Here is a 25697-nt window from a genome sequence, read left to right as displayed (position 1 = left end):
TGATTCACAATTAATCAATAGGTAAGCATTATGAATGAAAACAGAATGCTGGGGTTAGCCTATATCTCCCCCTATATTATAGGGCTGATAGTTTTTACCGCTTTCCCCTTTATTTCGTCATTTATCCTCAGTTTTACTGAGTATGATTTGATGAGCCCGCCTGAATTTACGGGGCTTGAGAACTATCACCGTATGTTCATGGAAGATGATCTTTTTTGGAAATCAATGGGCGTTACCTTTGCCTATGTATTTCTGACCATTCCATTGAAATTAATCTTCGCACTGTTAATTGCGTTTGTACTTAATTTCAAATTACGTGGCATCGGTTTCTTCCGTACGGCTTACTATGTGCCTTCTATTCTGGGCAGCAGCGTGGCAATTGCCGTTCTGTGGCGTGCACTGTTCGCCATCGATGGCTTGCTGAACAGCTTCCTCGGCGTATTTGGCTTTGACGCCATCAACTGGCTGGGCGAACCTTCGCTGGCACTGATGTCGGTAACCCTGCTGCGCGTATGGCAGTTTGGTTCCGCGATGGTTATCTTCCTTGCTGCATTGCAGAACGTTCCGCAATCACAGTATGAAGCGGCCATGATCGACGGTGCATCCAAATGGCAAATGTTCCTGAAAGTAACGGTTCCACTGATTACGCCGGTTATTTTCTTTAACTTTATCATGCAGACCACTCAGGCATTCCAGGAGTTTACAGCACCTTACGTCATTACTGGCGGTGGTCCAACGCACTACACCTACCTGTTCTCGCTCTATATCTATGATACAGCGTTCAAGTATTTCGATATGGGTTACGGTGCTGCGCTGGCATGGGTTCTGTTCCTGGTTGTTGCGGTATTTGCGTCTATCTCCTTTAAGTCGTCGAAATACTGGGTGTTCTACTCCGCTGATAAAGGAGGAAAAAATGGCTGACATACATTCAAACCTGACTACAGCACAAGAAATTGCTGCTGCAGAAGTACGCCGTACGCTGCGTAAAGAAAAAATCAGTGCTGCAATTCGGTACGTGATACTGCTGTTCGTTGGCTTGCTGATGCTTTACCCACTGGCGTGGATGTTCTCAGCGTCGTTCAAACCGAACCACGAGATCTTCACGACACTGGGCCTGTGGCCAGAACATGCCACCTGGGACGGTTTCATTAACGGCTGGAAAACCGGTACGGAATACAACTTCGGTCACTACATGATTAACACTTTCAAGTATGTGATTCCGAAAGTGCTCCTGACTATTATCTCTTCCACGATTGTCGCTTACGGCTTCGCCCGTTTCGAGATTCCATGGAAGGGTTTCTGGTTTGCAACACTGATCACCACCATGCTGCTGCCAAGCACCGTGTTACTGATTCCGCAGTACATCATGTTCCGTGAAATGGGCATGCTGAACAGCTATCTGCCACTGTACTTGCCACTGGCGTTTGCGACACAAGGATTCTTTGTGTTCATGCTGATTCAGTTCCTGCGTGGTGTACCCCGTGATATGGAAGAAGCTGCCCAGATCGATGGCTGTAACTCCTTCCAGGTTCTGTGGTATGTGGTCGTGCCGATTTTGAAACCAGCCATCATCTCTGTTGCGCTGTTCCAGTTCATGTGGTCAATGAACGACTTCATCGGTCCGCTGATTTATGTCTATAGCGTGGATAAATATCCGATTGCGCTGGCGCTGAAAATGTCTATCGACGTTACTGAAGGCGCTCCGTGGAATGAAATTCTGGCCATGTCCAGCATCTCCATTCTGCCATCCATTATTGTTTTCTTCCTGGCACAGCGTTACTTCGTACAAGGCGTGACCAGCAGCGGAATTAAAGGTTAATAGAGGATTTATCATGGCTGAAGTTATTTTCAATAAACTGGAAAAAGTATATACCAACGGCTTCAAAGCGGTTCACGGCATCGACCTGACCATTAAAGATGGTGAGTTTATGGTTATCGTCGGCCCGTCTGGCTGTGCGAAATCAACAACGCTGCGTATGTTAGCGGGTCTGGAAACCATCAGCGGCGGTGAAGTTCGCATCGGTGAACGCGTTGTTAACAATCTGGCACCGAAAGAGCGTGGGATTGCAATGGTGTTCCAAAACTATGCGCTCTACCCTCACATGACGGTCAAAGAGAACCTGGCGTTTGGTCTGAAGCTGAGCAAAATGCCTAAAAATCAAATTGAAGCACAGGTAACGGAAGCCGCCAAAATTCTGGAGCTGGAAGACCTGATGGACCGTCTGCCACGCCAGTTGTCTGGTGGTCAGGCGCAGCGTGTAGCCGTAGGCCGCGCCATCGTTAAAAAACCGGATGTTTTCCTGTTCGACGAACCGTTGTCTAACCTTGATGCCAAACTGCGTGCATCCATGCGTATCCGTATTTCTGACCTGCATAAACAGTTGAAGAAAAGCGGTAAAGCGGCAACGACGGTATATGTTACCCACGACCAGACTGAAGCCATGACCATGGGCGACCGTATCTGCGTGATGAAACTCGGTCACATCATGCAGGTCGATACGCCGGATAACCTGTACCACTTCCCTGTCAACATGTTCGTTGCTGGCTTCATTGGCTCACCAGAAATGAACATTAAGCCGTGCAAACTGGTCGAGAAAGACGGTCAGATTGGCGTTGTTGTGGGTAATAACGCGCTGGTATTGAACAGCGAGAAGCAAGACAAAGTCCGTAGCTATGTAGGACAAGACGTATTCTTCGGTGTTCGCCCAGACTATGTTTCCGTATCAGATACGCCATTTGAAGGCAGCCACTCACAGGGTGAACTGGTTCGCGTAGAAAACATGGGTCACGAATTCTTTATGTACATTAAAGTCGATGGCTTTGAATTAACCAGCCGCATTCCTTATGACGAAGGTCGGCTGATTATCGAGAAGGGACTGCATCGTCCGGTATATTTCCAATTTGACATGGAAAAATGCCATATTTTTGATGCAAAAACAGAAAAAAATATCTCTCTTTAACAGGAGTAGTAACCGATGAAAAAAGCGATCCTACACACGTTAATAGTTTCATCTTTGGCATTAGTTGCAATGCCGTCTTTGGCAGCCGATCAGGTTGAGTTGAGAATGTCCTGGTGGGGCGGCAACAGCCGTCACCAGCAAACGCTCAAGGCTATTGAAGAGTTCCATAAGCAGCATCCTGATATCACCGTGAAAGCAGAATACACCGGGTGGGATGGTCACCTGTCTCGTCTGACAACACAAATTGCTGGTAACACTGAGCCAGATGTGATGCAGACCAACTGGAACTGGCTGCCGATTTTCTCCAAAAACGGTGATGGTTTTTATGATTTGAACAAAGTTAAAGATTCTCTGGATCTGACTCAGTTCGATGCAAAAGAACTACAAAACACAACGGTCAACGGCAAGCTTAACGGTATTCCAATTTCTGTTACTGCTCGCGTGTTCTACTTCAATACCGAAAGCTGGAAAAAAGCGGGTCTGGAATATCCAAAAACGTGGGATGAGTTGCTGAACGCCGGTAAAGTGTTCAAAGAAAAACTAGGTGACAAATATTACCCTATCGTTCTCGAACACCAGGATTCTCTGGCACTGCTGAACTCCTACATGGTTCAGAAATACAACATTCCTGCTATTGATGTAAAAAGCCAGAAATTCGCCTATACCGATGCGCAGTGGGTAGAATTTTTTGGCATGTATAAGAAATTGATCGACGCCCATGTCATGCCTGATGCGAAATACTATGCCTCTTTCGGTAAGAGCAACATGTATGAAATGAAGCCATGGATCAGCGGCGAGTGGTCTGGTACTTACATGTGGAACTCCACCATCACCAAGTACTCTGACAACCTGCAACCACCAGCAAAACTGGAATTGGGTAACTACCCAATGCTGCCAGAGGCGAAAGATTCAGGCTTGTTCTTCAAACCTGCGCAGATGCTGTCTATTGGTAAATCAACCAAGCATCCTAAAGAGTCTGCTCAGTTGATCAACTTCCTGTTGAACAGCAAAGAAGGTGCTCAGGCCTTGGGTCTGGAACGTGGCGTACCATTGAGTAAAGCAGCGGTGGCTCAGTTGACTGCTGATGGCGTCATCAAAGATGATGCGCCAGCCGTTGCCGGGTTGAAACTGGCGTTGTCTCTGCCACATGATGTTGCTGTTTCTCCTTATTTCGACGACCCACAAATCGTTTCTCTGTTTGGTGATACCATCCAGTCTATCGATTACGGACAGAAATCTGTGGAAGACGCGGCAAAATACTTCCAGCGTCAATCAGAGCGTATTCTGAAACGTGCAATGAAATAATGTAACAGTCGATTTACGCTGTAATTCATCCCTGCCGCACTGCCGGCAGGGATTTTTCAGTTAAATTAAAACATCCGTTATATTCAACTCGATCTCCCTCACAATTTGAAACCCCATTTTACTTTTTGTTACTCAAGAAGATCTCGATCACAGAACGTAATTTAAGAATAAATAGAATAGAACTTGTCCCCAAAAACATAATGCGTTTTTTTATTAAGCGACATCCTAACCAGTAGGGAATATAACAATGAAATTTAAATTACTAGCTCTGGCTGTTACGTCATTAATTAGTGTAAATGCAATGGCTGTGACAATCGATTACCGTCATGAAATGAAAGATACTCCAAAAAATGATCACCGCGATCGTTTGTCAATGTCACACCGTTTTGCCAATGGTTTTGGTTTATCCGTTGAAGCAAAATGGCGTCAATCCAGTGCTGACAGTACACCTAATAAACCATTTAATGAAACCGTCAGCAACGGTACTGAAGTTGTCGCTAGCTATGTTTACAACTTCAACAAAACTTTTTCTCTGGAGCCAGGTTTCTCTTTAGATTCAAGCTCTACCTCTAACAACTACCGCCCTTATCTGCGTGGTAAAGTGAATATCACTGACGACCTTTCTACCTCTTTACGTTATCGTCCTTACTACAAGCGTAACAGCGGTGATGTTCCAAATGCATCAAGAAACAACCAGGAAAATGGTTATAACCTAACCGCCGTTGTTAGCTATAAATTCCTGAAAGATTTCCAGGTTGATTACGAACTGGACTACAAAAAAGCAAATAAAGCCGGTGCGTATCTATACGACAATGAAACATACAATTTCGACCATGATGTAAAATTGTCTTATAAACTGGATAAAAACTGGAAGCCATATATGGCGGTAGGTAACGTTGCTCAGGATGGCACAACCGATCATCGTCAAACTCGTTACCGTGTTGGTGTGCAATACAGCTTCTAATAACGACCTTGTTATTTAAATAAGCGTTATTAGTTGTAAAAGGGATATTATTGTTAATTGTTTTACTCAGTTTAATTTTATCATTAATATCCCTTAATTATGATGTTCGTCGTAGGTTAAGCAGGTTAGTTACGTTTCTTTGTTTCACATGATTTAGTTACATGCATTTTATCTGTTGTCATTGCTGTGTCTGATTTACCCTCTTCGTGTATGAATGTTATTTCTTTATTAAAATTTGCGGTTCAGGGTGGTCATTTTTTCTCCGATGTGATGGCTACCCTATTTTTTACCATCGCCCAACGATTCCCCCCTCATTCCCTTTGTCAGGTGATCTATCATGATTGTTCGTTCTCTGCTTGTCGGGGCCATTATGATGTCTGTAAATGGATTAAGTTACGCACAACCTGTTTTTCCTGTCTGGCCACACGGCGAAGCGCCAGGAGCCTCTTCTTCAACTGCACAGCCGCAAGTGATCGAGCGTAGCAAAGATCCCTCTATTCCCGATCGGGCAGCAACCGGTATTCGCAGCCCCGAAATTACCGTTTATCCCGCAGAGAAGCCTAATGGTATGGCTTTGCTCATTACGCCTGGCGGTTCTTACCAGCGCGTCGTGCTGGATAAAGAAGGCAGTGATATGGCACCGTTCTTTAATCAACAGGGCTACACGCTTTTTGTGATGACCTACCGCATGCCCGGAGAAGGCCATAAAGAAGGTGCTGACGCCCCGTTAGCCGATGCCCAACGTGCAATCAGAACCCTGAGAGCCAATGCCGAAAAATGGCACATTAACCCACAGCGCATTGGTATTATGGGATTCTCTGCCGGTGGTAATGTTGCCGCCAACCTTGGAACCCGATTCGCCCAGTCCGTTTACCCCCCGATAGACGCCATTGACAGCGTAAGCGCGCGCCCTGATTTCATGGTGCTGATGTACCCCGTCATCTCCATGCAAGCGGATATTGCGCATACAGGTTCGCGCAAACAGTTAATCGGCGAGCAACCGACGGAAGCACAAGTGATACGTTATTCTCCTGAGAAACAGGTCACCGATCAGACGCCTCCTACGTTTTTGGTACATGCAATTGACGATCCGTCAGTGTCGGTTGATAACAGCCTGGTGATGTTTAGCGCGCTGCGAGGGAAACATATTCCCGTCGAAATGCATCTTTTTGAGAAAGGTAAACACGGCTTCGGTCTGCGCGGCACCAAAGGGCTTCCCGCTGCGGCCTGGCCTCAACTGCTGGACAGTTGGTTACGCGCGTTACCGGCAAGCAGCGAATCGTTGAAAGCTGCGCCGTAAAAGGCGTAGCGGATACCATTCCGAAATAAATCGTTACGCTGTCACCGCTTCCGCAGACAGGGATAATCTCTTATACTGTATAAAATAACAGTTTTATTTGAGAAGTTTCATGACTGCGGAAGGACACCTGCTGTTTTCTGTTGCCTGCGCGATTCTGGCTAAAAAAGTTGAACTATCGCCAGCACTGGCTGCCGGAGACTGGTGGCACATTATTCCCGGTGCACTGCTTACCTCACTGTTGCCCGATATCGATCACCCAAAATCGGTTCTCGGGCAACGTTTGAAGTGGCTTTCCGCGCCGATTGCCCGACTCTTTGGGCACCGTGGATTTACCCACAGCTTTCTCGCTATCGCCGCCAGTATTTTCTTTATTCAGACGCGTCTGCCGCCAGACTGGCCGATTCCGACGGATGTCTACCATGCCATGATCGTCGGTTATCTAAGCCACATATTCGCTGATATGTTGACTCCTTCGGGCGTCCCATTGCTCTGGCCTTGCCGCTGGCGTTTCCGCTTGCCGATTTTAAATAGCCAAAAAGGTAATCAATTAGAACGTTTCCTGTGTATTGCCTGTATCGGTTTTTCACTGTATCAACCGCAAAAAAATTTGGATTGCTGCACCTATGAACAGTCATTCCGCTTTTTGCAATCCGCGCAATCATACCTCTTCCAATACGTGAAATAACTGCGTTACCTGGCGTAATACCCTAAATAATTCGAGTTGCAGGACAAAAACGGCAAGGCGTTTTTGAGCAGCGCTTGCGCTGTCCCCGAAGGGTTGAGGCCCACGACGGCCGAGTATTTGAACGTAGCCAACGCACATGCGGCTTGAAGTATGACGGGTATAAACATATCTCTGTAACATGATGGTAAAAGACCTGTTATCCTGTGCGTCTTTGTTATTTTTTATCGCGAAAGATCGTGCTGTCGCTTACGGCACTGTGCCTTATTGCATATCCGTGGAGAGTATGGCGCAAAGCGGTCACTGATAGGGAGCAAAACCGGATGAATTTTCCGCTACTCATAAATATTTTGCTATTTGTCGTATTACTACTCGGATTAGGCTACGCCAGCCGTAATCCATCCTGGAGTCTGGCAAAGAAAGTGTTGCTGGGCTTGGTTGTCGGGGTATTATTTGGTCTGGCGCTGCATCTGATTTATGGTGGCGACAACCCGGTTGTTAAGCAGTCCATCTCATGGTTTAACATCGTCGGTAATGGCTATGTGCAGCTGTTACAGATGATCGTGATGCCGCTGGTATTTATCTCCATCCTTAATTCCGTTGCCAAACTGCATAATGCCTCATCATTGGGGAAAATCAGCGTCTTGACGCTGTCTACTCTGCTGATTACCACGCTGATCTCTGCGTTGGTCGGCGTTTTTGTCACCAACCTGTTTGGTCTAACGGCAACCGGACTCGTGCAAGGCGCGCAAGAAACCGCGAGATTAACAGCGATTGAAAGCAACTATGCGGGTAAAGTCGCAGACCTTAACGTTCCTCAGCTTATCCTGTCATTCATCCCTAAAAACCCGTTTGCTGAGCTGACCGGTGCTAACCCAACGTCTATCATTAGCGTCGTTGTCTTCGCCGCTTTCCTTGGCGTTGCCGCGCTACAACTGCTGAAAGATGACGCGGTGAAAGGCGAACGTGTGTTAACCGCAATTGACACGCTGCAATCCTGGGTGATGAAACTTGTTCGTCTGGTGATGAAGTTGACACCTTATGGTGTCATGGCGCTAATGACCAAAATGGTTGCCAGCTCTAATCTGCAAGACATCCTCAAGCTGGGTAGCTTCGTTGTCGCGTCCTATCTGGGACTGGCGATTATGTTCGGCGTCCACGCACTCATCCTGTCTTTCACGGGTATCAATCCGGCGCGTTTTTATCGCAAAGTCTGGCCAGTGCTAACATTCGCGTTTACCAGCCGTTCCAGCGCCGCAACGATTCCACTCAGTATTGAAGCGCAAACGCGCCGCATTGGCGTACCGCAGTCTATTGCCAGCTTTGCTGCTTCTTTCGGTACCACCATTGGTCAAAACGGCTGCGCGGGACTCTACCCAGCGATGCTGGCCGTGATGGTCGCACCAACGGTAGGAATCAACCCATTGGATCCAGTCTGGATCGCAACGCTGGTAGGTATCGTTACGATTAGTTCTGCCGGTGTGGCCGGTGTGGGCGGCGGTGCCACCTTTGCAGCATTAATCGTCCTGCCCGCAATGGGGCTGCCGGTGACCCTCGTCGCACTGCTGATCTCCATTGAACCGCTGATCGATATGGGTCGTACCGCGCTTAACGTTAGCGGATCGATGACAGCCGGGACAGTCACCAGCCAGTTGATGAAACAGACGGATAAAACGGTTTTCAACGCCCAGGATGACGCTGAGTTAACACACCGCTAAGCCGCGCTTCTTGTGCAAAAAAAAACGCCGACAACTGATGCTGTCGGCGTTTTTTTATTTATGACTCTTCACATGCTTTTTGGTAACGATTTCGTACAATCCGGTTACTTAGCGCTGTGGATTTGTGTCATAAGCCTGGCAAGTCTGGAAACCTTTATTGAGAACATGGCCCGTGTCGTTATAGCTCACGAAATAGTTCTGCGCAGTACCATCACGGTTTTTCAACAGATAATCGCTACAGGATCCCTTGGCATTCACCAGGTGTTTTTCCACCCCGCTACCTGCAAGTTGCTGAACCTGCTGCTTCGTCATTCCCACTTTCACATCTTTTACCACAGGCTCATTAACATAGCTTTCTGCCTTGTTGTAAGCCGTACATCCCGCAAGCATGACAGCGCCCGCTGCCGCAATACACACTAATAATCTATTATTCTTCATCTCATCACCTCATTATTATACGTCACACTAAGGCTAGTCGGCGGCGACCACTTTTTCAAATCATAACGTGAAGATGTAACATATTGGCCGATAGTCTAAAACGAGCTATCTATAGGGAAAACGACTACCTGACAGCTTGTTCTTTTTCTTCACGTCGATTCGTTTTACACTCAGGAATCTTAATAATTCTTTTGCAGTATCAATAAGTTCAGGAGGGAGATGGCATGTCATTACAAAACGACATTATCACTGCGTTGGGCGTGAAAAGCAGCATCGATCCGGCACAGGAAATCCGTGTTAGCGTTGATTTTTTAAAGAATTATCTGAATGCTCACCCGTTCGTTACGTCGTTAGTTCTGGGCATCAGCGGCGGTCAAGACTCTACGTTGACAGGCAAACTGTGCCAGACGGCTATCACTGAATTACGCAATGAAACGGGAAATTCTCGCTATCAGTTCATTGCTGTTCGGCTGCCTTACGGCGTGCAGGCTGATGAAGCTGACTGCCAGGATGCCATCGCCTTTATCCAACCTGACCGTGTATTAACCGTAAATATCAAGCCCGCTATCGAGGCCAGCGAAACCACCTTGCGTGCTATTGGCGTGGAGCTCTCCGATTTTGTAAAAGGCAATGAGAAAGCCAGAGAACGAATGAAGGCTCAGTACAGCATCGCAGGCATGAATGCCGGACTTGTTGTGGGTACCGATCATGCGGCAGAAGCAGTAACGGGCTTTTTCACCAAGTACGGCGACGGCGGTACGGATATCAACCCGATTTTTCGACTGAACAAGCGTCAGGGTAAAGCGCTGCTGCGCGAACTTGGCTGCCCTCCTCATCTGTATACGAAAGCCCCAACCGCCGATCTGGAAGAAGATCGCCCCTCTCTCCCCGATGAACTGGCGCTGGGCGTCACCTATGAGAAGATCGACGACTATCTGGAAGGTAAGCAAATCGATGCTGATGATGCGGCCACCATCGAGAATTGGTATCGCAAAACCGAGCACAAGCGTCGTCCACCGATTACTGTTTTTGATGACTTCTGGCAGTAAACTATCGCGATGAATATAACCGGACGCAGATAACGGCGTCCGGCTTGCTATACCTCCCTTCTGCACACTTTTCATCGATTCCCTCACAATTTGAGTGGCAGAAAAACCAACGCACGGGCAACGTGAAGTATGACGGGAATAAACACGACGCCTCAGCGCGCCACGCTCACAGGTCTACTGGCTATCATTCTATGGAGCACATCCGTTGGGCTTATTCGCAGCCTGACCGAAGCGCTCGGCGCCGTTGGTGGCGCAGCGATGATTTACTCCACCAGCACGCTGTGTCTACTGGTCTTGTATGGTCTTCCACGCATTAAAACGTTACCCAGAATCTATTTGTTCGCGGGCGGAGCGCTATTTGTCTGCTATGAAATATTTTTGTCTCTGTCCATCGGATTAGCCGATAGCCGCATGCAGGCGATGGAAATCGGCATGATTAATTATTTGTGGCCCAGTTTGACCATACTTTTTTCTCTTTTTATCAATCAACAGAAAAGTCGCTTTCTGCTCTGGCCCGGTCTCGCACTCGCGCTAGGTGGCATTGTATGGATTATGAAAGGAGAAAGTGACTGGACGCCCGAGCTACTGTGGAACAACATTCTTACTAACCCACTGGCCTACGGCCTGGCGTTTTCTGCGGCCCTAACCTGGGCACTCTACTGTAATATCACCAAGCGTTATGGGCAGGGAAAAAGTGGCGTATCGCTGTTCTTTTTCTTCACTTCGCTTGTGCTATGGGTTCAGTATTCCTTCAGTGCCGAAGGGCCTATTTTATTGACGTTGCCGAGTTCGCTGGAACTGCTTTTTATGGGTGCCTCAACCGCGCTAGCCTATTCAGCATGGAATGCCGGTATTCAGTATGGCAATCTGACCTTGCTAGCAACCGCCTCTTACTTTACACCCGTGCTCTCGACACTATTGGCGGCGCTCTGGCTCAACATCACACCTGCTATTTCGTTCTGGCAAGGCGTCGCCATGGTCACGGCAGGTTCACTGCTCTGCTGGTATGCGACACGCACGCTTACGAGTTGATCCGTTTTCGGCCGGGCTTCCCGGCCACTAAAAACCCTAATCTGCCCGCGGTCACATTCTCTCGCTAACCTGTTATAGTCACCCTCACATTTCGTTACCTAAAAAAGTCATACATGTTAAGGCGTTTCTTTTCTTACTATTCCCCTTACAAAGGGTTATTCATCCTCGATTTTGGCTGCGCCATTATCGCCGGCCTGCTTGAACTAGGGTTCCCGATGGCGATTAAAGCGTTCATCGACAAACTGTTACCGGCTCAGGACTGGTCGCTGATCCTGCTAGCGTCGGTAGCATTATTGGCGGTGTATCTGCTGAATACCGCGCTGATGGCTATCGTCAACTATTGGGGACATGCACTGGGCGTGGGGATTGAAACCGACATGCGGAGACAGGCATTTGAGCACCTGCAAAACTTGCCGTTCCGTTACTATGACAATATGAAGACCGGGCATATCATCACCCACGTTACCAAAGATCTGGAAGAAGTCGGTGAAATAGCTCACCATGGCCCGGAAGACCTCTTCCTCGCCATCATGACATTTATTGGCGCGTTTATTCTGATGGCAACAGTTCACCTGAATCTGGCGCTACTGACGATTATTATCGTGCCTTTCATGGGATATCTCGTCAGCCGCTATGGCGCACGCATGACGGAAACCTGGCGCCAACTCTTCGGTCAGGTGGGCAACTTCAACGCCCGAATAGAAGAAAGCGTGGGCGGTATCCGTGTCGTGAAAGCTTTTGCCAATGAAACTCATGAGAAGAAACTGTTTTCTCACGATAACGAAAACTACCGCCGTACTAAGTTACAGGCTTACCGCATCATGACCGCCAGCATGACGCTCAGCTACCTCAGCACGCGCCTGATACAGCTTATCGTGATGCTAGCAGGTATCTGGTATGTCATTCAGGGCGAGCTCACCTACGGAGGTTTTATCGGCTTCCTGCTGCTGATTGAAGTTTTCTTCCGTCCTGTCGCCAAAATTACCTCGGTACTGGAGAGTTATCCCAAGGGCATTGCGGGATTCAAACGCTTTACTCAACTGATTGATACCGTCCCCGAGATTGCCGATGCACCCGATGCACGTGATGCTGGGCCGCTGACAGGCGATATCCGCTTTAATCAGGTGAGCTTTGATTATTCTGCCGATCGCCCGATTCTGCGCAATATCGATCTATCGATTCGCGCAGGGGAAACCGTCGCGTTTGTTGGCCCCTCCGGCGCAGGAAAAACCACACTCTGTTCCCTGCTTCCTCGCTTCTATGATTTAACCCACGGTGCCATCACCATTGACGGCATGGATATCCGCCAGATGACACAGGCATCGCTACGCAGCCAAATCGGCATCGTACAGCAGGATGTTTTCCTGTTCGGCGGTACCATTCGGGAAAACATCGCCTACGGCAAACTTGATGCCAACGATGACGAAATCATGGAAGCCGCACGACGAGCCCGATTAGATGAGTTGCTCGAGAATCTGCCGGAAGGACTGGATACGGTGGTCGGTGAGCGCGGCGTTAAACTGTCAGGTGGACAAAAACAGCGTTTGTCTATTGCGCGTATTTTCCTGAAAAACCCACCGATCCTGATTCTGGACGAAGCGACGTCCGCGTTGGATACGGCGACGGAACAGGCGATACAGCAATCGCTCAGCGAGCTTTCCACAGGGCGCACCACGCTGGTCATCGCCCACAGGCTGGCAACCATACAGAATGCAGGACGCATTGTTGTGGTGGATAACGGCAGTATCATTGAACAAGGTAGCCACCAGACGCTACTGGAGCAAAGTGGCACCTATGCCAGATTACATCAGGCACAGTTCGGTCAAGCCTGATTACCCTCTTTCTTCGGCGAGGGTTCTCCTCGCCTTTCTCCTTTTTCTTTTAAACACAGATGTGATTTAAGCGGTTTCCCTTGCAATAAATTGCATTTAGAATGCATCTATTATAATTTCATCAGGACATGACAAGCATGGCGAGAAAACCCTTGGGAAAATATCGACAGAGGGAGATTCGTACCGTCGGATTGATGATCGCGTTGTATGAAAAGCACCACCCTGAAACCGACGTGAGTGCGGAGTATAACGACTTATTCAGCTACGCCATCAAGCGTCTGGAGCGTTGTCATTTTGGTGAAGATAAACCCGCGTGCAAACATTGTCCTATTCACTGTTATCAGCCAGCAAGACGCGAAGCGATCAAAGCGGTTATGCGCTGGTCAGGGCCACGGATGCTGCTGCGCCACCCAATTCTGGCGATACGGCATTTAATTGACGATCGTCGACCCGTGCCGGATTATCCTAAAAGAGAAACATCAGCAAAGACGTCAACCGGACGAACCGCGCGTTTAGCCGCGCAGCATCCTACATCAGCAGACAGCAACGCTGATAAAGTGAAGAGCGTATAAGATAGGAAAAGGCCGCTTACGCGGCCTTTTTGGGTGACACTGTTACTCTTTGGGAGAGGCGTTCTCTACCCTGCTTTTTAGCTTTTGCCCCGGACGGAACGTGACCACACGGCGCGCCGTAATCGGAATATCTTCGCCAGTTTTTGGGTTACGCCCCGGACGTTGGTTCTTGTCTCGCAAATCAAAATTGCCAAAACCTGACAACTTGACCTGCTCGCCATTTTCCAAAGCGCGACGAACTTCTTCAAAAAACAGCTCGACTAGCTCTTTGGCATCCCGTTTGCTCAGCCCGAGCTTCTCAAACAGGTATTCTGACATTTCAGCTTTAGTAAGCGCCATAGGTTCAATCCCTCAAGGATGCTTGGAATCGCTGTTTTAATGCTGCTACGCATTCTGCAACGGTAGCGGCAATTTCCTCTTCTGCCAGTGTACGCGTGGTATCTTGCAGGGTCAGGCTGATAGCTAGACTCTTATAACCTTCCGCTACGCCCTTCCCTCGGTACACGTCGAATAAGTTTACGCCAACTAACTGATTTGCGCCAACTTTCTTACACTCGGCCAAAATATCTCCCGCAGGGACATTTTCAGCTACCACAACAGCAATATCGCGACGGTTCGCTGGGAAGCGGGAAATCTCGTTCGCATCAGGCAATACGCGGTCTGCGACCTTATCCCACAACAATTCGAACACCACGGTGCGCCCGTTAAGATCCAACTTGCGCTCCAGTTCTGGATGAATAACGCCAATAAATCCAATGCGTTCTCCGCACAGATAAATAGCAGCACTTTGCCCTGGATGCAATGCTGGATTATTTTCAGCCTTGAATTCAACCTCAGACAATTTACCCGTCAATGCCAATACCGCTTCCAAATCGCCTTTTAAATCATAGAAGTCAACAGCCTGACGCGCCAGATCCCAATGCTCTTCATAACGCGTGCCTGTAATCACCCCCGCCAGCATCAAATCCTGGCGAATACCCAGGTCAGCACTCGCGTCCGGTACAAAACGCAAACCACTTTCAAACAGACGCAGACGACTTTGTTGGCGGTTTTGGTTATACACCGCCGCACTCAGCAAGCCGCTCCACAGCGATAAACGCATCACCGACATCTCCGCGGAAATCGGGCTCGGCAGGCTCAGTGACGCTTCATCAGGGTGGATTAGCCCTTGAATTTTCGGGTCAACAAAACTGTAAGTAATTGCTTCCTGGTAGCCGTGATCGACTAATAATGTCTTCACGCGCTTCAATGACAGTGACGCTTCGCGATGCGAGGTCATGATCAGTGGAGCCTGAGTAGGAATATTCGGAATGTTGTTGTAGCCGTAAATACGCGCGACTTCTTCAACCAAATCCTCTTCAATTTCCATGTCGAAGCGCCAGCTCGGTGCAGTCGCCTGCCAACCAGAGTCGGTTTTCACCACGTTACAGCCCAAACGTTGCAGGATATCGCTCACCTGCTCATCGGCAATCACATGGCCAATCAGACGATCAAGTTTCTCACGACGCAGAGTAATCGTTGCGCGCGTTGGCAAGTCTGACTCGCTGGTGACATCAACCACCGGACCCGCTTCACCACCACAGATATCGATCAGCAGGCGGGTCGCGCGCTCAATGGCTTTATATTGCAACGCCGGATCGACGCCACGCTCATAGCGGTGAGAAGCATCAGTGTGCAAACCGTGACGACGTGCGCGTCCGGTAATCGACAACGGGTTAAAGTAGGCACATTCCAACAGAACGTTTTGCGTTTCTTCATTGACGCCGGAATGCTCACCACCAAAGATGCCGCCCATCGCCAGCGCATTCTGTTGGTCAGCAATAACCAGCGTATCCGCATTCAGCTTCGCTTCGTTGCCATCCAGCAGCGTCAGCGTTTCACCCTCTTCCGCCATACGCACGATAATGCCGCCGTTGAGACGGTCAAGATCGAAAGCGTGCATCGGCTGGCCAAGTTCCAGCAGAACGTAGTTAGTCACATCGACGACAGGATCGATAGAACGAATGCCACAGCGACGCAGCTTTTCACGCATCCACAGCGGCGTTGCCGCCTTAACGTTGAGGCCTTTCACCACTCGGCCTAAATAACGTGGGCATGCCTGCGGTGCTTTGACCTGAATCGGGAAGGTATCTTGAATCGTCGCGGCTACCGGCTCAATAGTCGGTTCATTCAACGCGAGTTGATTCAACACAGCGACATCACGCGCTACGCCGATGATGCCTAAGCAATCTGCACGGTTTGGCGTCACGCTGATTTCAATCGCGTTGTCATCAAGCTTCAGGTAGTCACGAATATCCGTGCCAATCGGTGCATCTACTGGTAGTTCGATGATGCCATCGTGATCGTCGGAAATGCCCAGTTCGGAAAATGAGCACAGCATGCCTTCAGACGGTTCGCCACGCAGTTTGGCGGCTTTAATTTTGAAATCACCCGGCAACACAGCACCTACTGTCGCTACTGCCACTTTCAGCCCTTGACGGCAGTTCGGCGCACCGCAAACGATGTCCAGCAAGCGCTCACCGCCTACATTAACTTTCGTCACACGCAGTTTATCTGCATTCGGGTGCTGCCCACATTCAACCACTTCACCGACAACCACACCGTGGAATGCGCCAGCCACAGGCTCAACACCATCCACTTCCAGCCCGGCCATCGTAATTTGTTCAGATAGCGTTTCACTGTCAACTGCCGGGTTCACCCACTCGCGTAACCAGAGCTCACTGAATTTCATGATGTATACCCGCCTTACTTAAACTGTTTGAGGAAACGCAAATCGTTTTCAAAAAATGCACGCAGATCGGTCACGCCATAGCGCAACATCGTCAGACGTTCCATACCCATACCAAACGCGAAACCGGAATACACTTCGGGATCGATACCGACATTACGCAAGACATTCGGGTGCACCATGCCGCAACCCAGCACTTCCAGCCACTTGCCGTTTTTGCCCATCACATCCACTTCAGCAGACGGCTCGGTAAACGGGAAATAAGACGGCCGGAAGCGAACCTGCAAATCTTCCTCAAAGAAATTACGCAGGAAATCATGCAACGTGCCTTTCAGATTGGTGAAGCTGATGTCCTTATCGACGATCAACCCTTCCATCTGATGGAACATCGGCGTGTGGGTCTGATCGTAATCGTTACGATAAACGCGACCCGGCGCGATAATACGAATAGGCGGTTGCTGCTTTTCCATGGTGCGAATCTGAACGCCAGAGGTCTGTGTACGCAGCAAGCGTTTAGCATCGAACCAGAATGTGTCGTGGTCAGCACGTGCAGGATGATGACCTGGAATATTTAACGCATCAAAGTTGTGGTAGTCATCTTCGATTTCTGGCCCGGTTACTACGGAAAAGCCCAGCTCACCGAAAAATGTTTCGATGCGATCGATGGTGCGCGTCACTGGGTGCAGACCACCATTCTCAATGGTACGTCCCGGCAAGGAGACATCGATAGTTTCCTGTGCCAGACGCGCATTTAACTCAGCAGATTCCAGCGTTTGCTTACGGGCATTCAGCGCGTCCTGAACGTCTTGCTTGGCCTGATTAATAACCGCGCCAGCAGCAGGGCGTTCTTCAGCCGGCAACTCGCGCAGCGAGGTCATCTGAAGGGTTAAGTGACCTTTTTTACCCAGGTATTCAACACGCACATTTTCCAGTGCGGCAACATCCTGAGCCTCTTCTATAGCTGTTCTGGCTTTGGCAACCAGCTCTGCGAGATGTGGCATTGTGTTCCTCTTTTTCTGCCTATGTGGCCAACGGTCATGATTGAAGAATGTCGTTTTACTCAAAACGATAAATGTTACTAAAAACAAGAGTAAAAACCGATTATTGTAAACAAAAAAGCCTCCCAGAGGGAGGCTTAAGCGCTACTTTTCGTTTCTTTTCTTACGCGCAAAGCCCCCTGAGTTCAGGCGTTAAAGTAAAAAAAGAAACGGAAAATAGCAGTATTCATACTTGCGTTACCTTGTCTCGTAAATAAAAAGTCTTGTGAATAACAAAAACTATGGTACTTGACAATATGGTACATGACGAAAAGAGGGAGCCAAAGCTCCCTCTCTCAACTGACTTACGCCAGTGCCGCTTTCGCTTTTTCGACCAGAGCGCTGAACGCTAACTTGTCGAATACTGCGATATCAGCCAGGATCTTACGGTCAATTTCAACAGAGGCTTTTTTCAGGCCGTTGATGAATTTGCTGTAAGACAAGCCATTTTGACGGGCTGCTGCATTGATACGTGCAATCCACAGCTGGCGGAATTGACGTTTACGTTGACGACGGTCGCGGTAAGCGTATTGGCCAGCTTTGATTACTGCCTGGAAGGCAACACGATAAACACGCGAACGGGCACCGTAGTAACCTTTCGCTTGTTTCAATATTTTCTTGTGACGTGCACGGGCAACTACACCACGTTTTACGCGAGCCATATGCTCTCTCCTAAAGTCTTATTCTGAATTAAAAAAAGTTACTTATGCGTACGGCAGACATGCGATAACAAGGCCCAGATCCCCTTTGGAGACCATACCTTTTGGACGCAGGTGACGTTTACGTTTAGTCGCTTTTTTGGTCAGAATATGACGCAGGTTAGCATGCTTACGCTTAAAACCACCGCTTGCGGTCTTTTTAAAGCGTTTAGCGGCGCCACGTACTGTTTTGATCTTTGGCATTGTTATTTCCACTTCGCATTGTTAATAAAACGAATCAGATAAGGCGAACAACACCGTACAACACAGAAGCCGTACGGTATTGCTACTTGAATGCCTTACTGTTTCTTCTTCGGTGCTAGCACCATGATCATCTGACGGCCTTCGATCTTCGATGGGAAGGATTCGACAACTGCCAGTTCACTCAGATCGTCACGAACGCGGTTAAGCACTTCGATACCAATCTGTTGGTGCGCCATTTCACGACCGCGGAAACGCAGTGTGATTTTAGCTTTGTCACCATCTTCAAGAAAGCGAACCAGGTTGCGTAGTTTGACCTGATAGTCGCCATCATCGGTACCAGGTCGGAATTTGATTTCCTTAACCTGAATAACTTTTTGTTTCTTCTTCTGTTCCTTTGTAGCCTTACTCTTCTCATAAAGGAACTTGCCGTAATCCATAATTCGGCAAACCGGCGGCTCGGCGTTCGGACTGATTTCAACTAAATCAACACCTGCTTCTTCGGCTTTTTCTAATGCTTCATTTAGACTTACGATGCCCAGCTGTTCGCCTTCGACGCCTGTCAGGCGTACCTCATTTGCGCGAATCTCTCTGTTGATGCGATTAGGACGCGCCGGTTGAACTCGTTTTCCGCCTTTAATACCTATACCTCCAATTGATGAAGACTACGGCTGCGAATCTCTTGTTGCAGCTTACTGATAACTTCACTGACGTCCAGACTCCCCAGGTCTTTACCACGACGAGTGCGGACAGCAACTTTTCCTGCCTCGACCTCTTTGTCGCCACAAACCAGCATATAGGGAACGCGTCGTAAAGTGTGTTCGCGGATTTTAAAGCCTATCTTCTCATTTCTCAAGTCTGCTTTTACACGAATGCCCGCTTCTTGCAATTTTCGGGTCAATTCGTTGACATAATCAGACTGGCTATCGGTGATATTAATTATCACCACTTGGACCGGGGCTAACCAGGTTGGGAAGAAACCAGCAAATTCTTCGGTCAAAATACCGATGAAACGCTCCATTGATCCCAAAATAGCCCGGTGAATCATAACCGGCACCTGACGCTCGTTGCTTTCGCCAACGTAGGACGCGTTCAGACGACCCGGTAACGAAAAGTCGAGTTGCACCGTACCACACTGCCACGCACGATCCAAACAGTCATGCAAGGTAAATTCAATTTTTGGGCCGTAGAACGCCCCTTCACCCGGCTGATAGTCAAATTCGATGTTATTTTCAGTCAACGCCGCAGCCAAATCGGTTTCAGCGCGATCCCACATCTCATCGCTACCAATGCGTTTTTCAGGACGCGTAGACAGTTTCACCACGATTTTTTCAAAACCGAAGGTGCTGTACATGTCATACACCATCTTGATGCAACTGTTCACTTCGTCACGAACCTGCTCTTCCGTACAGAAGATGTGTGCGTCGTCCTGAGTGAAACCACGCACGCGCATTAAACCATGCAGAGAGCCTGACGGTTCATTACGGTGGCAGCTACCAAACTCCGCCATACGCAGCGGCAGATCGCGATAGGATTTCAATCCTTGATTGAAAATCTGTACGTGGCCAGGGCAGTTCATCGGCTTAATGCAGTACTCACGGTTCTCTGAAGAAGTCGTAAACATCGCTTCTTTGTAGTTATCCCAGTGACCGGTTTTTTCCCACATCACGCGATCCATCATGAATGGACCTTTCACTTCCTGATACTGGTACGACTTCAGCTTCATACGCACAAACGCTTCCAACTCGCGGAAGATCGTCCAACCATCGTTGTGCCAGAACACCATACCCGGCGCTTCTTCCTGCATGTGATACAGGTCAAGCTGTTTGCCGATCTTCCGGTGATCGCGCTTAGCCGCTTCTTCAAGACGTTGCAGGTAAGAAGCCAACTGCTTTTTATCCGCCCATGCTGTGCCGTAGATACGTTGCAGCATTTTGTTTTTGCTGTCGCCACGCCAGTAGGCGCCGGAGGTTTTCTGCAATTTGAAATGGTGGCAGAAACGCATATTCGGTACGTGCGGACCACGGCACATATCGACGTATTCTTCATGGTGATACAGACCCGGACGATCGTCGTGGCTGATGTTCTCATCCAGAATCGCTATTTTGTAGGTCTCACCGCGTGCAGCGAACGCATCGCGCGCTTCCTGCCAGCTGACTTTTTTCTTGATTACGTCATAGTCGGTGTCAGCAAGCTCATGCATACGCTTTTCGAGCAGTTCAATGTCTTCCTGACTCAGGGTACGGTCGATGTCGACATCATAGTAAAAACCGTTGTCGATAACCGGACCAATCGCCATCTTGGTATCTGGCCACAGTTGCTTGATCGCATGACCCAACAGGTGCGCGCAGGAGTGGCGAATAATTTCCAGACCCGCGTCATCTTTAGCGGTGATGATGGCTAACTGCGCATCGGTGTCGATCTCATCGCTGGCGTCAACCAGCTCGCCATTGACTCGTCCAGCGATACAGGCTTTTGCTAAACCGGGACCGATATCAAGTGCAACATCCAGGGGAGAAACGGCGTGGTCGTAATGACGCTGACTTCCATCAGGAAGGGTGATAACTGGCATTATAATTCCCTTATTTACAGTGGTGAGCCACACGAAAGCTCACATGCAAAAAATCGTATATCAATTGAAAATTAAAAGTGTTAGCCATGCTATTTCTCTGTACTCTGTGAAATATATACACATGAAGCACACGACTACAGGTGTGCCTTAGCGTGACATGGAAAACGTCGAAGCAATAATACACCTTATAAGTTGTGTGTTAAAGCCAGATGGGTAGCCTGCTCACCTTTACATCGTGATGAACAGGCCACAAAAGCGTTTACTGCGTTTGAGCAGACCTCAGCGCAGCACTATTTTTGCATGAGGACAGATTTTGCAAAAGAACAGTTTCTGCGGGAGAACCGGAAACCAAGCCAAATAACCGCAATCCAGCCCGGAATTAACATTACCGAAATGCGAATCCCCGGCGACAACAGCATAATCACCAAAATCCCCGCCAGAAACGCCAGACACAGGTAGTTACCCCACGGATACCAGAAGGCTTTAAACGCGGGCACAATCCCTTTTTCTATCATTGCCTGACGAAAACGCAGGTGTGTAAAGCAGATCATGATCCAGTTAATCACCAGCGTTGAAACCACCAGCGCCATCAACAGTTCAAAGGCTTTACCCGGCATCAGATAGTTAATCGCCACACCCAGTGAGGTCGCCAGCGCGGACAGGGCAATGGAACGAACGGGCACACCACGCGCATTGATCTTGGCGAGAGATTTCGGCGCATTCCCTTGTTTTGCCAAGCCGTACAGCATCCGGCTATTACAATATACGCCGCTGTTATACACCGATAGCGCCGCCGTCAGCACCACAACGTTGAGCACGTTTGCCACTATGTTGCTGTTAAGTGCATGGAAAATCAGAACAAACGGGCTGCCGCCGCCGACCACATTTCCCCATGGGTAGAGCGATAGCAAAATCGATAGTGCGCCGATATAGAAAATCAGGATGCGATATACCACCTGATTGGTTGCCTGGGGAATTGAACGCTTCGGATCGGCGGCCTCTGCGGCCGTGATTCCAACTAACTCCAAACCGCCGAAAGAAAACATGATCACGGCCATCGCCATGATTAAGCCGCTAGCGCCATTTGGCATGAATCCGCCATGGATCCATAAGTTACGTACCGTTGCCGTTTCACCGCCGTTGCCACTCAGTAGTAGCCAACCGCCGAAAACAATCATCCCAACGATGGCAAGTACTTTGATAATAGCGAACCAGAATTCCGTTTCCCCAAACATCCGAACATTAACCAGATTGATAAGGTTAATCAGCACGAAGAATATCGCCGCGGACAGCCAGGTTGGTGTCTCAGGCCACCAGTATTGGATATAAATCCCTACGGCGGTCAGCTCAGCCATCCCGACCAGGATAAACATCGCCCAGTAGTTCCAACCGGCCAGAAAGCCTGCAAAGTCGCCCCAATATTTAAAAGCAAAATGGCTGAACGACCCTGCAACAGGCTCCTCTACCACCATCTCACCCAACTGCCGCATAATCAGAAACGCAATCATTCCAGCGATAGCGTAGCCTAATAAAACGGACGGCCCTGCCATTTGGATCGTTTGCGATATCCCTAAAAACAATCCAGTACCAATCGCACCACCCAACGCAATCAACTGAATATGTCGGTTTTTTAACCCTCGTTTTAAAACCAATTCCTGTTGATCATTTGCTATGTTCTTTTGAGCATTTGCCATGTTATTTTCGTGCTTCCTGTAACGCTTTCTTCATTTCTATCTCAATGCCTGTTTACGTCATCAGCATGAAACATGACGGCGTTATACAGTGACTGATCCATTAACGTTCAGGAATGACGCTTTTAAACGTTAGCGCCACATCATCACTATCGAGCTCGGCAGCAAGCGTTTCAGGCTCGCTTTTCTCTACATTCTGGGGCAGCAATTTTTTCAATAAGGCTAACTGCTGGCGTTGCTGCTCTACGATCTCTTGCAGCAATTTCACTTGCTCATTCGCTCTGACACTCGCCCGATTGACAAAAAACCAGACCAACGCAGCCAGTAGCACAACCAATAAGACAAAAACCACTTCTAATATGTTCACAACGACTCCACTTATAACCACTCAACAGATACCTGTCGGCTATCTTAACACCGTGGCGTAGCTAAGTTCGATACCCTACCCAATCCCTTAACCGCCTCGTGTTGATGCACATCGCTATCGTATTGGTACAAAAAATAAAAAAACGTGGGGAGCGTTTTTCAACGTCGCTTGCGACGGCCCACAGGGTGGCGGCTAGGGATGGCACGCCACAAAAAAGCCTGTCGATAAAGACAGGCTCAAGGATCGAGCGGGAATATCAGAAAGGGTAATCGTGGTAGCCCATTTGCTCAGAGATATTTCTGGCTGCGGTGTGCAGCATGGTCACATATTCGTGTTTATTTTCTTCCGAAAAACGAATCGTTGGGAAAGAAATACTGAGGCCAGCGATCACCACGCCAAAACGGTCGAATACTGGCACAGCGATACAACGCAGTCCTTCTTCCTGCTCTTCTTTATCTTCCCCGTAACCTTGCTCGCGCACGACATCCAATTGATTGAGAAGATCTTCAGCAGTACACAACGTGTGTGGTGTACTACGCGTGAATTCAACCGTAGACAGAACTTCTTCCACTTCACCGCGATCGCGCCACGCCAGCAGCACTTTACCAATTGCGGTACTGTGCAATGGGTTACGGCGACCGATGCGCGAATACATGCGCAGGTTATACATAGAATCAATCTTGTGGATATAAACGATGCCGTCTTCATCCAACGCGCCAAGGTGGATCGTTTCCCGCGTCAGTGCAGACAACTCGCGCATCTGTATATCCGCACTGCGGATTAAATCTACGTTCTGCAAAGCTTTTGCACCAAGTTCAAACAACTTGAGCGTCAGCGAATATTTCTCTGATTCACCTTCCTGCGCCACATAGCCCAGGGATTTCATCGTCTGCAAGAAGCGGTAAACGGTACTTTTAGACATCATGACTCGCTGAGAAAGCTCGGTAATACCAATTTCTCTCTCTTCACCTAATGCCTGCAAAATACCAAAAACCTTTAAAACGGACGACACGGAATCGGGTTGTTTATCTAAATCTGCAATAGCCATTTTTGTGGTTACCCTACTCAGTTTTTTTGTTTTAAAAAAAATAGAACAATGGTTTTAGTATAAAGGGAACGCTTTGATTATGGCAATGGAGCAATAACGATAATCAAGTTAAGTTTGAGAAATAACCGCGTCAGAGACTTAATAAAATAATATGTAAGTAAATATTTTAAAATAATCCGCGCCCAGAAACGTGACGCGGATTTATTAGTATTATTAGTTCCAGACTGAATCAGGAACCTTCGCCAGATACAGCGCAGGCTTTCCATCTACGTCAGAAGTAAACAGGACTTGTTTATTATCCGGTGTGAAAGATGGGTGTGGGTGAGTGACCTGACGGTCCCCTTCCAACACTTCCCAGGATGTATTGTGCTGTGCAATACGATGCTCTTTGCCCGTTTTCAGGTTGAAAACATACAGGAACGGATCGTTCTCAATTTTGTAACCGCCATCATCCTGCACATCGACCGGTGCATCGGAACCATCACCGACCAACAGTGTGCCATCATAGTTACTCATCAGATGAGAACACGGCGGCATGACGCGCAGTTGGCGATCTTCCAGCGTAACAGGATCGATGCTACGAATATAACGGTTGGTATCGTCTTTGAGGTAAGAGACATAAATCATCGCGGAACCATCCGGCACCCAGAATTCGTGAGTGCAACTTTCGCCTTCAGCATGCTCTTTCACTTTACGCATGTTGGTGCCATCTTCGTTGATGAACCACATACGGGCATCAACCAGGTCATGTGGACCTTCGTGGCAGAAGGCAACCGTGTTGTCATCACCCGGGCGGTAGATTGGGTGACCCAGCCACTGGTTTTCCTGGAGGATAGTCTCAGCTTCGCCCGTTACCAAATCGACGCGAATCAGACGACAGCAAGGATTAGTGAAGTAGAATTCCTGGAATTTTTTCCAATCGGTTAATGGCTTCCAGTCTTCTTTCTTGATTTCGATACCGACCATTTTGGTGCAATCAGAGTTGGCAACCCAGGTACCGTAGCCGACCCAGTCGTCCGGCACCTGATAAATCGTTTTCTCTTCCAACGTAGCCAGATCAACACGCATCAGATTACGGGTATTTTTAACGTAATACAGCGCATCGTCGTTTGGAGACAAGAAACCACCAAAGGTGTTGTCACCTTTGCCTTCCGTCAACTGGGTGGCGTTCTGCTCTTTTAAATCCAGCAGATAGTAGTTCCATGGGCCATCAAATGCAGCACCAAACAGCAGCTTGCTACCGTCATTGAAGAAACACTTCTGGTAGAAATAGTTGCGGTGGCAGATAACATCGGGCGGGGTTAAACGCACAACTTCGGTGCCGGTTGCTGAATCCTGGTAGGTATGAAACGTTAGAGGGATCTTATTACCTTTGGCCATCCGTAAATCCTTAGAACTTATCATGAAGAATTTAACGCCACACGCGCATACTCTTCGATAACCTGACATTTCAATCGCCCGATAAATCGGTCATCCCGACACCAGTTGTTCAAAAATCAGGCC

General features: G+C 48.5%; 24 protein-coding genes, 1 pseudogene and 1 other annotated feature. Of the genes and pseudogenes, 12 read left to right on the top strand and 13 right to left on the bottom strand.

Annotated features, from left to right (window positions below; all coding sequences use genetic code 11):
• The first annotated feature begins 30 nt into the window (after window positions 1–30).
• The 8 genes and pseudogenes from KP22_RS04305 to KP22_RS04270 all read left to right on the top strand — a co-directional run bounded on the left by KP22_RS04305 (window position 31) and on the right by KP22_RS04270 (window position 8929).
• Window positions 31–921 (top strand): carbohydrate ABC transporter permease, encoded by an 891-nt coding sequence (locus KP22_RS04305; protein ID WP_039300248.1) that lies wholly within the window; start codon window positions 31–33, stop codon window positions 919–921.
• Entirely contained in the window at window positions 914–1819 is a 906-nt protein-coding gene (locus KP22_RS04300; RefSeq protein ID WP_039300251.1) for a carbohydrate ABC transporter permease, read from the top strand. Before KP22_RS04305 ends, KP22_RS04300 begins: the two co-directional genes overlap by 8 nt.
• A 13-nt stretch (window positions 1820–1832) precedes the next feature.
• Window positions 1833–2960, top strand: coding sequence for an ABC transporter ATP-binding protein (locus tag KP22_RS04295; protein WP_039322647.1), 1128 nt, complete (start codon window positions 1833–1835; stop codon window positions 2958–2960).
• 15 nt (window positions 2961–2975) lie between these two features.
• The gene (locus KP22_RS04290) at window positions 2976–4265 is read left to right on the top strand and encodes an ABC transporter substrate-binding protein (protein WP_039300255.1); all 1290 of its coding nucleotides are present in this window, start codon (window positions 2976–2978) and stop codon (window positions 4263–4265) included.
• Window positions 4266–4512: 247 nt separating this feature from the next.
• Entirely contained in the window at window positions 4513–5229 is a 717-nt protein-coding gene (locus tag KP22_RS04285; RefSeq protein ID WP_039300258.1) for an oligogalacturonate-specific porin KdgM family protein, read from the top strand.
• Between the two features lie 337 nt (window positions 5230–5566).
• A complete protein-coding gene (gene paeX, locus KP22_RS04280) occupies window positions 5567–6529 on the top strand; it encodes a pectin acetylesterase PaeX (RefSeq protein WP_039322644.1) in 963 nt (320 codons plus the stop codon).
• Window positions 6530–6638: 109 nt separating this feature from the next.
• A pseudogene (locus KP22_RS04275) lies at window positions 6639–7145 on the top strand (metal-dependent hydrolase); the annotation flags it as partial.
• Between the two features lie 389 nt (window positions 7146–7534).
• On the top strand, window positions 7535–8929 hold the full coding sequence (locus KP22_RS04270; protein WP_039275127.1) for an L-cystine transporter: 1395 nt from the start codon (window positions 7535–7537) through the stop codon (window positions 8927–8929).
• A 108-nt stretch (window positions 8930–9037) separates the two neighbouring features.
• Here the strand turns inward: KP22_RS04270 and osmE are convergent, their stop codons facing one another.
• Window positions 9038–9367, bottom strand: a complete 330-nt coding sequence (osmE, locus tag KP22_RS04265) for an osmotically-inducible lipoprotein OsmE (RefSeq protein ID WP_039300269.1) — start codon at window positions 9365–9367, stop codon at window positions 9038–9040.
• Window positions 9368–9591: 224 nt separating this feature from the next.
• On the opposite strand from osmE, the gene nadE reads away from it, so the two are divergent.
• The 4 genes from nadE (at window position 9592) to KP22_RS04245 (ending at window position 13852) form a co-directional block, all read left to right on the top strand.
• Window positions 9592–10416: an ammonia-dependent NAD(+) synthetase gene (gene nadE, locus KP22_RS04260; protein ID WP_039300274.1), complete on the top strand. Its 825-nt coding sequence runs from the start codon at window positions 9592–9594 to the stop codon at window positions 10414–10416.
• Between the two features lie 129 nt (window positions 10417–10545).
• Window positions 10546–11448 carry an aromatic amino acid DMT transporter YddG gene (gene yddG / locus KP22_RS04255; RefSeq protein ID WP_039322641.1) on the top strand — a complete coding sequence of 301 codons (903 nt, stop codon included), beginning with the start codon at window positions 10546–10548 and terminating at the stop codon, window positions 11446–11448.
• 113 nt (window positions 11449–11561) lie between these two features.
• Window positions 11562–13280 (top strand): ABC transporter ATP-binding protein, encoded by a 1719-nt coding sequence (locus KP22_RS04250; RefSeq protein ID WP_039322638.1) that lies wholly within the window; start codon window positions 11562–11564, stop codon window positions 13278–13280.
• Window positions 13281–13417: 137 nt separating this feature from the next.
• Window positions 13418–13852 (top strand): nitrous oxide-stimulated promoter family protein, encoded by a 435-nt coding sequence (locus tag KP22_RS04245; RefSeq protein WP_039300283.1) that lies wholly within the window; start codon window positions 13418–13420, stop codon window positions 13850–13852.
• Between the two features lie 42 nt (window positions 13853–13894).
• Here the strand turns inward: KP22_RS04245 and ihfA are convergent, their stop codons facing one another.
• The 12 genes from ihfA to ogl form a co-directional block, all read right to left on the bottom strand.
• Window positions 13895–14191 (bottom strand): integration host factor subunit alpha, encoded by a 297-nt coding sequence (gene ihfA, locus KP22_RS04240; protein ID WP_009112984.1) that lies wholly within the window; start codon window positions 14189–14191, stop codon window positions 13895–13897.
• 4 nt (window positions 14192–14195) lie between these two features.
• Window positions 14196–16583, bottom strand: a complete 2388-nt coding sequence (gene pheT / locus KP22_RS04235; protein ID WP_039322635.1) for a phenylalanine--tRNA ligase subunit beta — start codon at window positions 16581–16583, stop codon at window positions 14196–14198.
• A 14-nt stretch (window positions 16584–16597) separates the two neighbouring features.
• Window positions 16598–17581 carry a phenylalanine--tRNA ligase subunit alpha gene (gene pheS, locus KP22_RS04230; protein ID WP_011093972.1) on the bottom strand — a complete coding sequence of 328 codons (984 nt, stop codon included), beginning with the start codon at window positions 17579–17581 and terminating at the stop codon, window positions 16598–16600.
• A 108-nt stretch (window positions 17582–17689) separates the two neighbouring features.
• Window positions 17690–17813 (bottom strand) — a sequence feature (Phe leader region).
• Window positions 17764–17808 carry a pheST operon leader peptide PheM gene (pheM, locus tag KP22_RS22620; RefSeq protein ID WP_209428693.1) on the bottom strand — a complete coding sequence of 15 codons (45 nt, stop codon included), beginning with the start codon at window positions 17806–17808 and terminating at the stop codon, window positions 17764–17766. It overlaps the preceding feature by 45 nt.
• Window positions 17814–17922: 109 nt before the next feature.
• Window positions 17923–18279, bottom strand: a complete 357-nt coding sequence (gene rplT, locus KP22_RS04225; RefSeq protein WP_005968887.1) for a 50S ribosomal protein L20 — start codon at window positions 18277–18279, stop codon at window positions 17923–17925.
• Window positions 18280–18321: 42 nt separating this feature from the next.
• Entirely contained in the window at window positions 18322–18519 is a 198-nt protein-coding gene (rpmI, locus tag KP22_RS04220; RefSeq protein WP_039300291.1) for a 50S ribosomal protein L35, read from the bottom strand.
• A gap of 95 nt (window positions 18520–18614) precedes the next feature.
• Window positions 18615–19157: a translation initiation factor IF-3 gene (gene infC, locus KP22_RS21485; protein ID WP_072012534.1), complete on the bottom strand. Its 543-nt coding sequence runs from the start codon at window positions 19155–19157 to the stop codon at window positions 18615–18617.
• Between the two features lie 2 nt (window positions 19158–19159).
• Window positions 19160–21088, bottom strand: a complete 1929-nt coding sequence (gene thrS / locus KP22_RS04210; RefSeq protein ID WP_039300293.1) for a threonine--tRNA ligase — start codon at window positions 21086–21088, stop codon at window positions 19160–19162.
• 290 nt (window positions 21089–21378) lie between these two features.
• On the bottom strand, window positions 21379–22782 hold the full coding sequence (locus KP22_RS04205) for an amino acid permease (protein WP_039322629.1): 1404 nt from the start codon (window positions 22780–22782) through the stop codon (window positions 21379–21381).
• 100 nt (window positions 22783–22882) lie between these two features.
• Window positions 22883–23146, bottom strand: coding sequence for a YebO family protein (locus KP22_RS04200; protein WP_039300300.1), 264 nt, complete (start codon window positions 23144–23146; stop codon window positions 22883–22885).
• Window positions 23147–23402: 256 nt separating this feature from the next.
• Window positions 23403–24194 carry a DNA-binding transcriptional regulator KdgR gene (gene kdgR, locus KP22_RS04195; protein WP_039300303.1) on the bottom strand — a complete coding sequence of 264 codons (792 nt, stop codon included), beginning with the start codon at window positions 24192–24194 and terminating at the stop codon, window positions 23403–23405.
• Between the two features lie 213 nt (window positions 24195–24407).
• Entirely contained in the window at window positions 24408–25574 is a 1167-nt protein-coding gene (gene ogl / locus KP22_RS04190; protein WP_039322626.1) for an oligogalacturonate lyase, read from the bottom strand.
• Window positions 25575–25697 lie beyond the last annotated feature (123 nt).

Source organism: Pectobacterium betavasculorum, from assembly GCF_000749845.1.
In the GTDB taxonomy this organism is placed as follows: Bacteria; Pseudomonadota; Gammaproteobacteria; order Enterobacterales; family Enterobacteriaceae; genus Pectobacterium; species Pectobacterium betavasculorum.
This window is presented reverse-complemented; position numbering and strand designations above follow the sequence as displayed.

Bases quoted from the DNA above. Each gene is read 5' to 3' on its own strand.
- ihfA (WP_009112984.1), bottom strand. From the start codon at position 14,191: ATGGCGCTTACTAAAGCTGAAATGTCAGAATACCTGTTTGAGAAGCTC.
- KP22_RS04285 (WP_039300258.1), top strand. From the start codon at position 4,513: ATGAAATTTAAATTACTAGCTCTGGCTGTTACGTCATTAATTAGTGTA.
- osmE (WP_039300269.1), bottom strand. From the start codon at position 9,367: ATGAAGAATAATAGATTATTAGTGTGTATTGCGGCAGCGGGCGCTGTC.
- kdgR (WP_039300303.1), bottom strand. From the start codon at position 24,194: ATGGCTATTGCAGATTTAGATAAACAACCCGATTCCGTGTCGTCCGTT.
- pheT (WP_039322635.1), bottom strand. From the start codon at position 16,583: ATGAAATTCAGTGAGCTCTGGTTACGCGAGTGGGTGAACCCGGCAGTT.
- KP22_RS04270 (WP_039275127.1), top strand. From the start codon at position 7,535: ATGAATTTTCCGCTACTCATAAATATTTTGCTATTTGTCGTATTACTA.
- paeX (WP_039322644.1), top strand. From the start codon at position 5,567: ATGATTGTTCGTTCTCTGCTTGTCGGGGCCATTATGATGTCTGTAAAT.
- thrS (WP_039300293.1), bottom strand. From the start codon at position 21,088: ATGCCAGTTATCACCCTTCCTGATGGAAGTCAGCGTCATTACGACCAC.
- KP22_RS04305 (WP_039300248.1), top strand. From the start codon at position 31: ATGAATGAAAACAGAATGCTGGGGTTAGCCTATATCTCCCCCTATATT.
- KP22_RS04295 (WP_039322647.1), top strand. From the start codon at position 1,833: ATGGCTGAAGTTATTTTCAATAAACTGGAAAAAGTATATACCAACGGC.
- nadE (WP_039300274.1), top strand. From the start codon at position 9,592: ATGTCATTACAAAACGACATTATCACTGCGTTGGGCGTGAAAAGCAGC.
- pheS (WP_011093972.1), bottom strand. From the start codon at position 17,581: ATGCCACATCTCGCAGAGCTGGTTGCCAAAGCCAGAACAGCTATAGAA.
- ogl (WP_039322626.1), bottom strand. From the start codon at position 25,574: ATGGCCAAAGGTAATAAGATCCCTCTAACGTTTCATACCTACCAGGAT.
- KP22_RS04300 (WP_039300251.1), top strand. From the start codon at position 914: ATGGCTGACATACATTCAAACCTGACTACAGCACAAGAAATTGCTGCT.
- yddG (WP_039322641.1), top strand. From the start codon at position 10,546: ATGACGGGAATAAACACGACGCCTCAGCGCGCCACGCTCACAGGTCTA.
- KP22_RS04250 (WP_039322638.1), top strand. From the start codon at position 11,562: ATGTTAAGGCGTTTCTTTTCTTACTATTCCCCTTACAAAGGGTTATTC.
- KP22_RS04205 (WP_039322629.1), bottom strand. From the start codon at position 22,782: ATGGCAAATGCTCAAAAGAACATAGCAAATGATCAACAGGAATTGGTT.
- KP22_RS04290 (WP_039300255.1), top strand. From the start codon at position 2,976: ATGAAAAAAGCGATCCTACACACGTTAATAGTTTCATCTTTGGCATTA.
- rpmI (WP_039300291.1), bottom strand. From the start codon at position 18,519: ATGCCAAAGATCAAAACAGTACGTGGCGCCGCTAAACGCTTTAAAAAG.
- KP22_RS04245 (WP_039300283.1), top strand. From the start codon at position 13,418: ATGGCGAGAAAACCCTTGGGAAAATATCGACAGAGGGAGATTCGTACC.
- rplT (WP_005968887.1), bottom strand. From the start codon at position 18,279: ATGGCTCGCGTAAAACGTGGTGTAGTTGCCCGTGCACGTCACAAGAAA.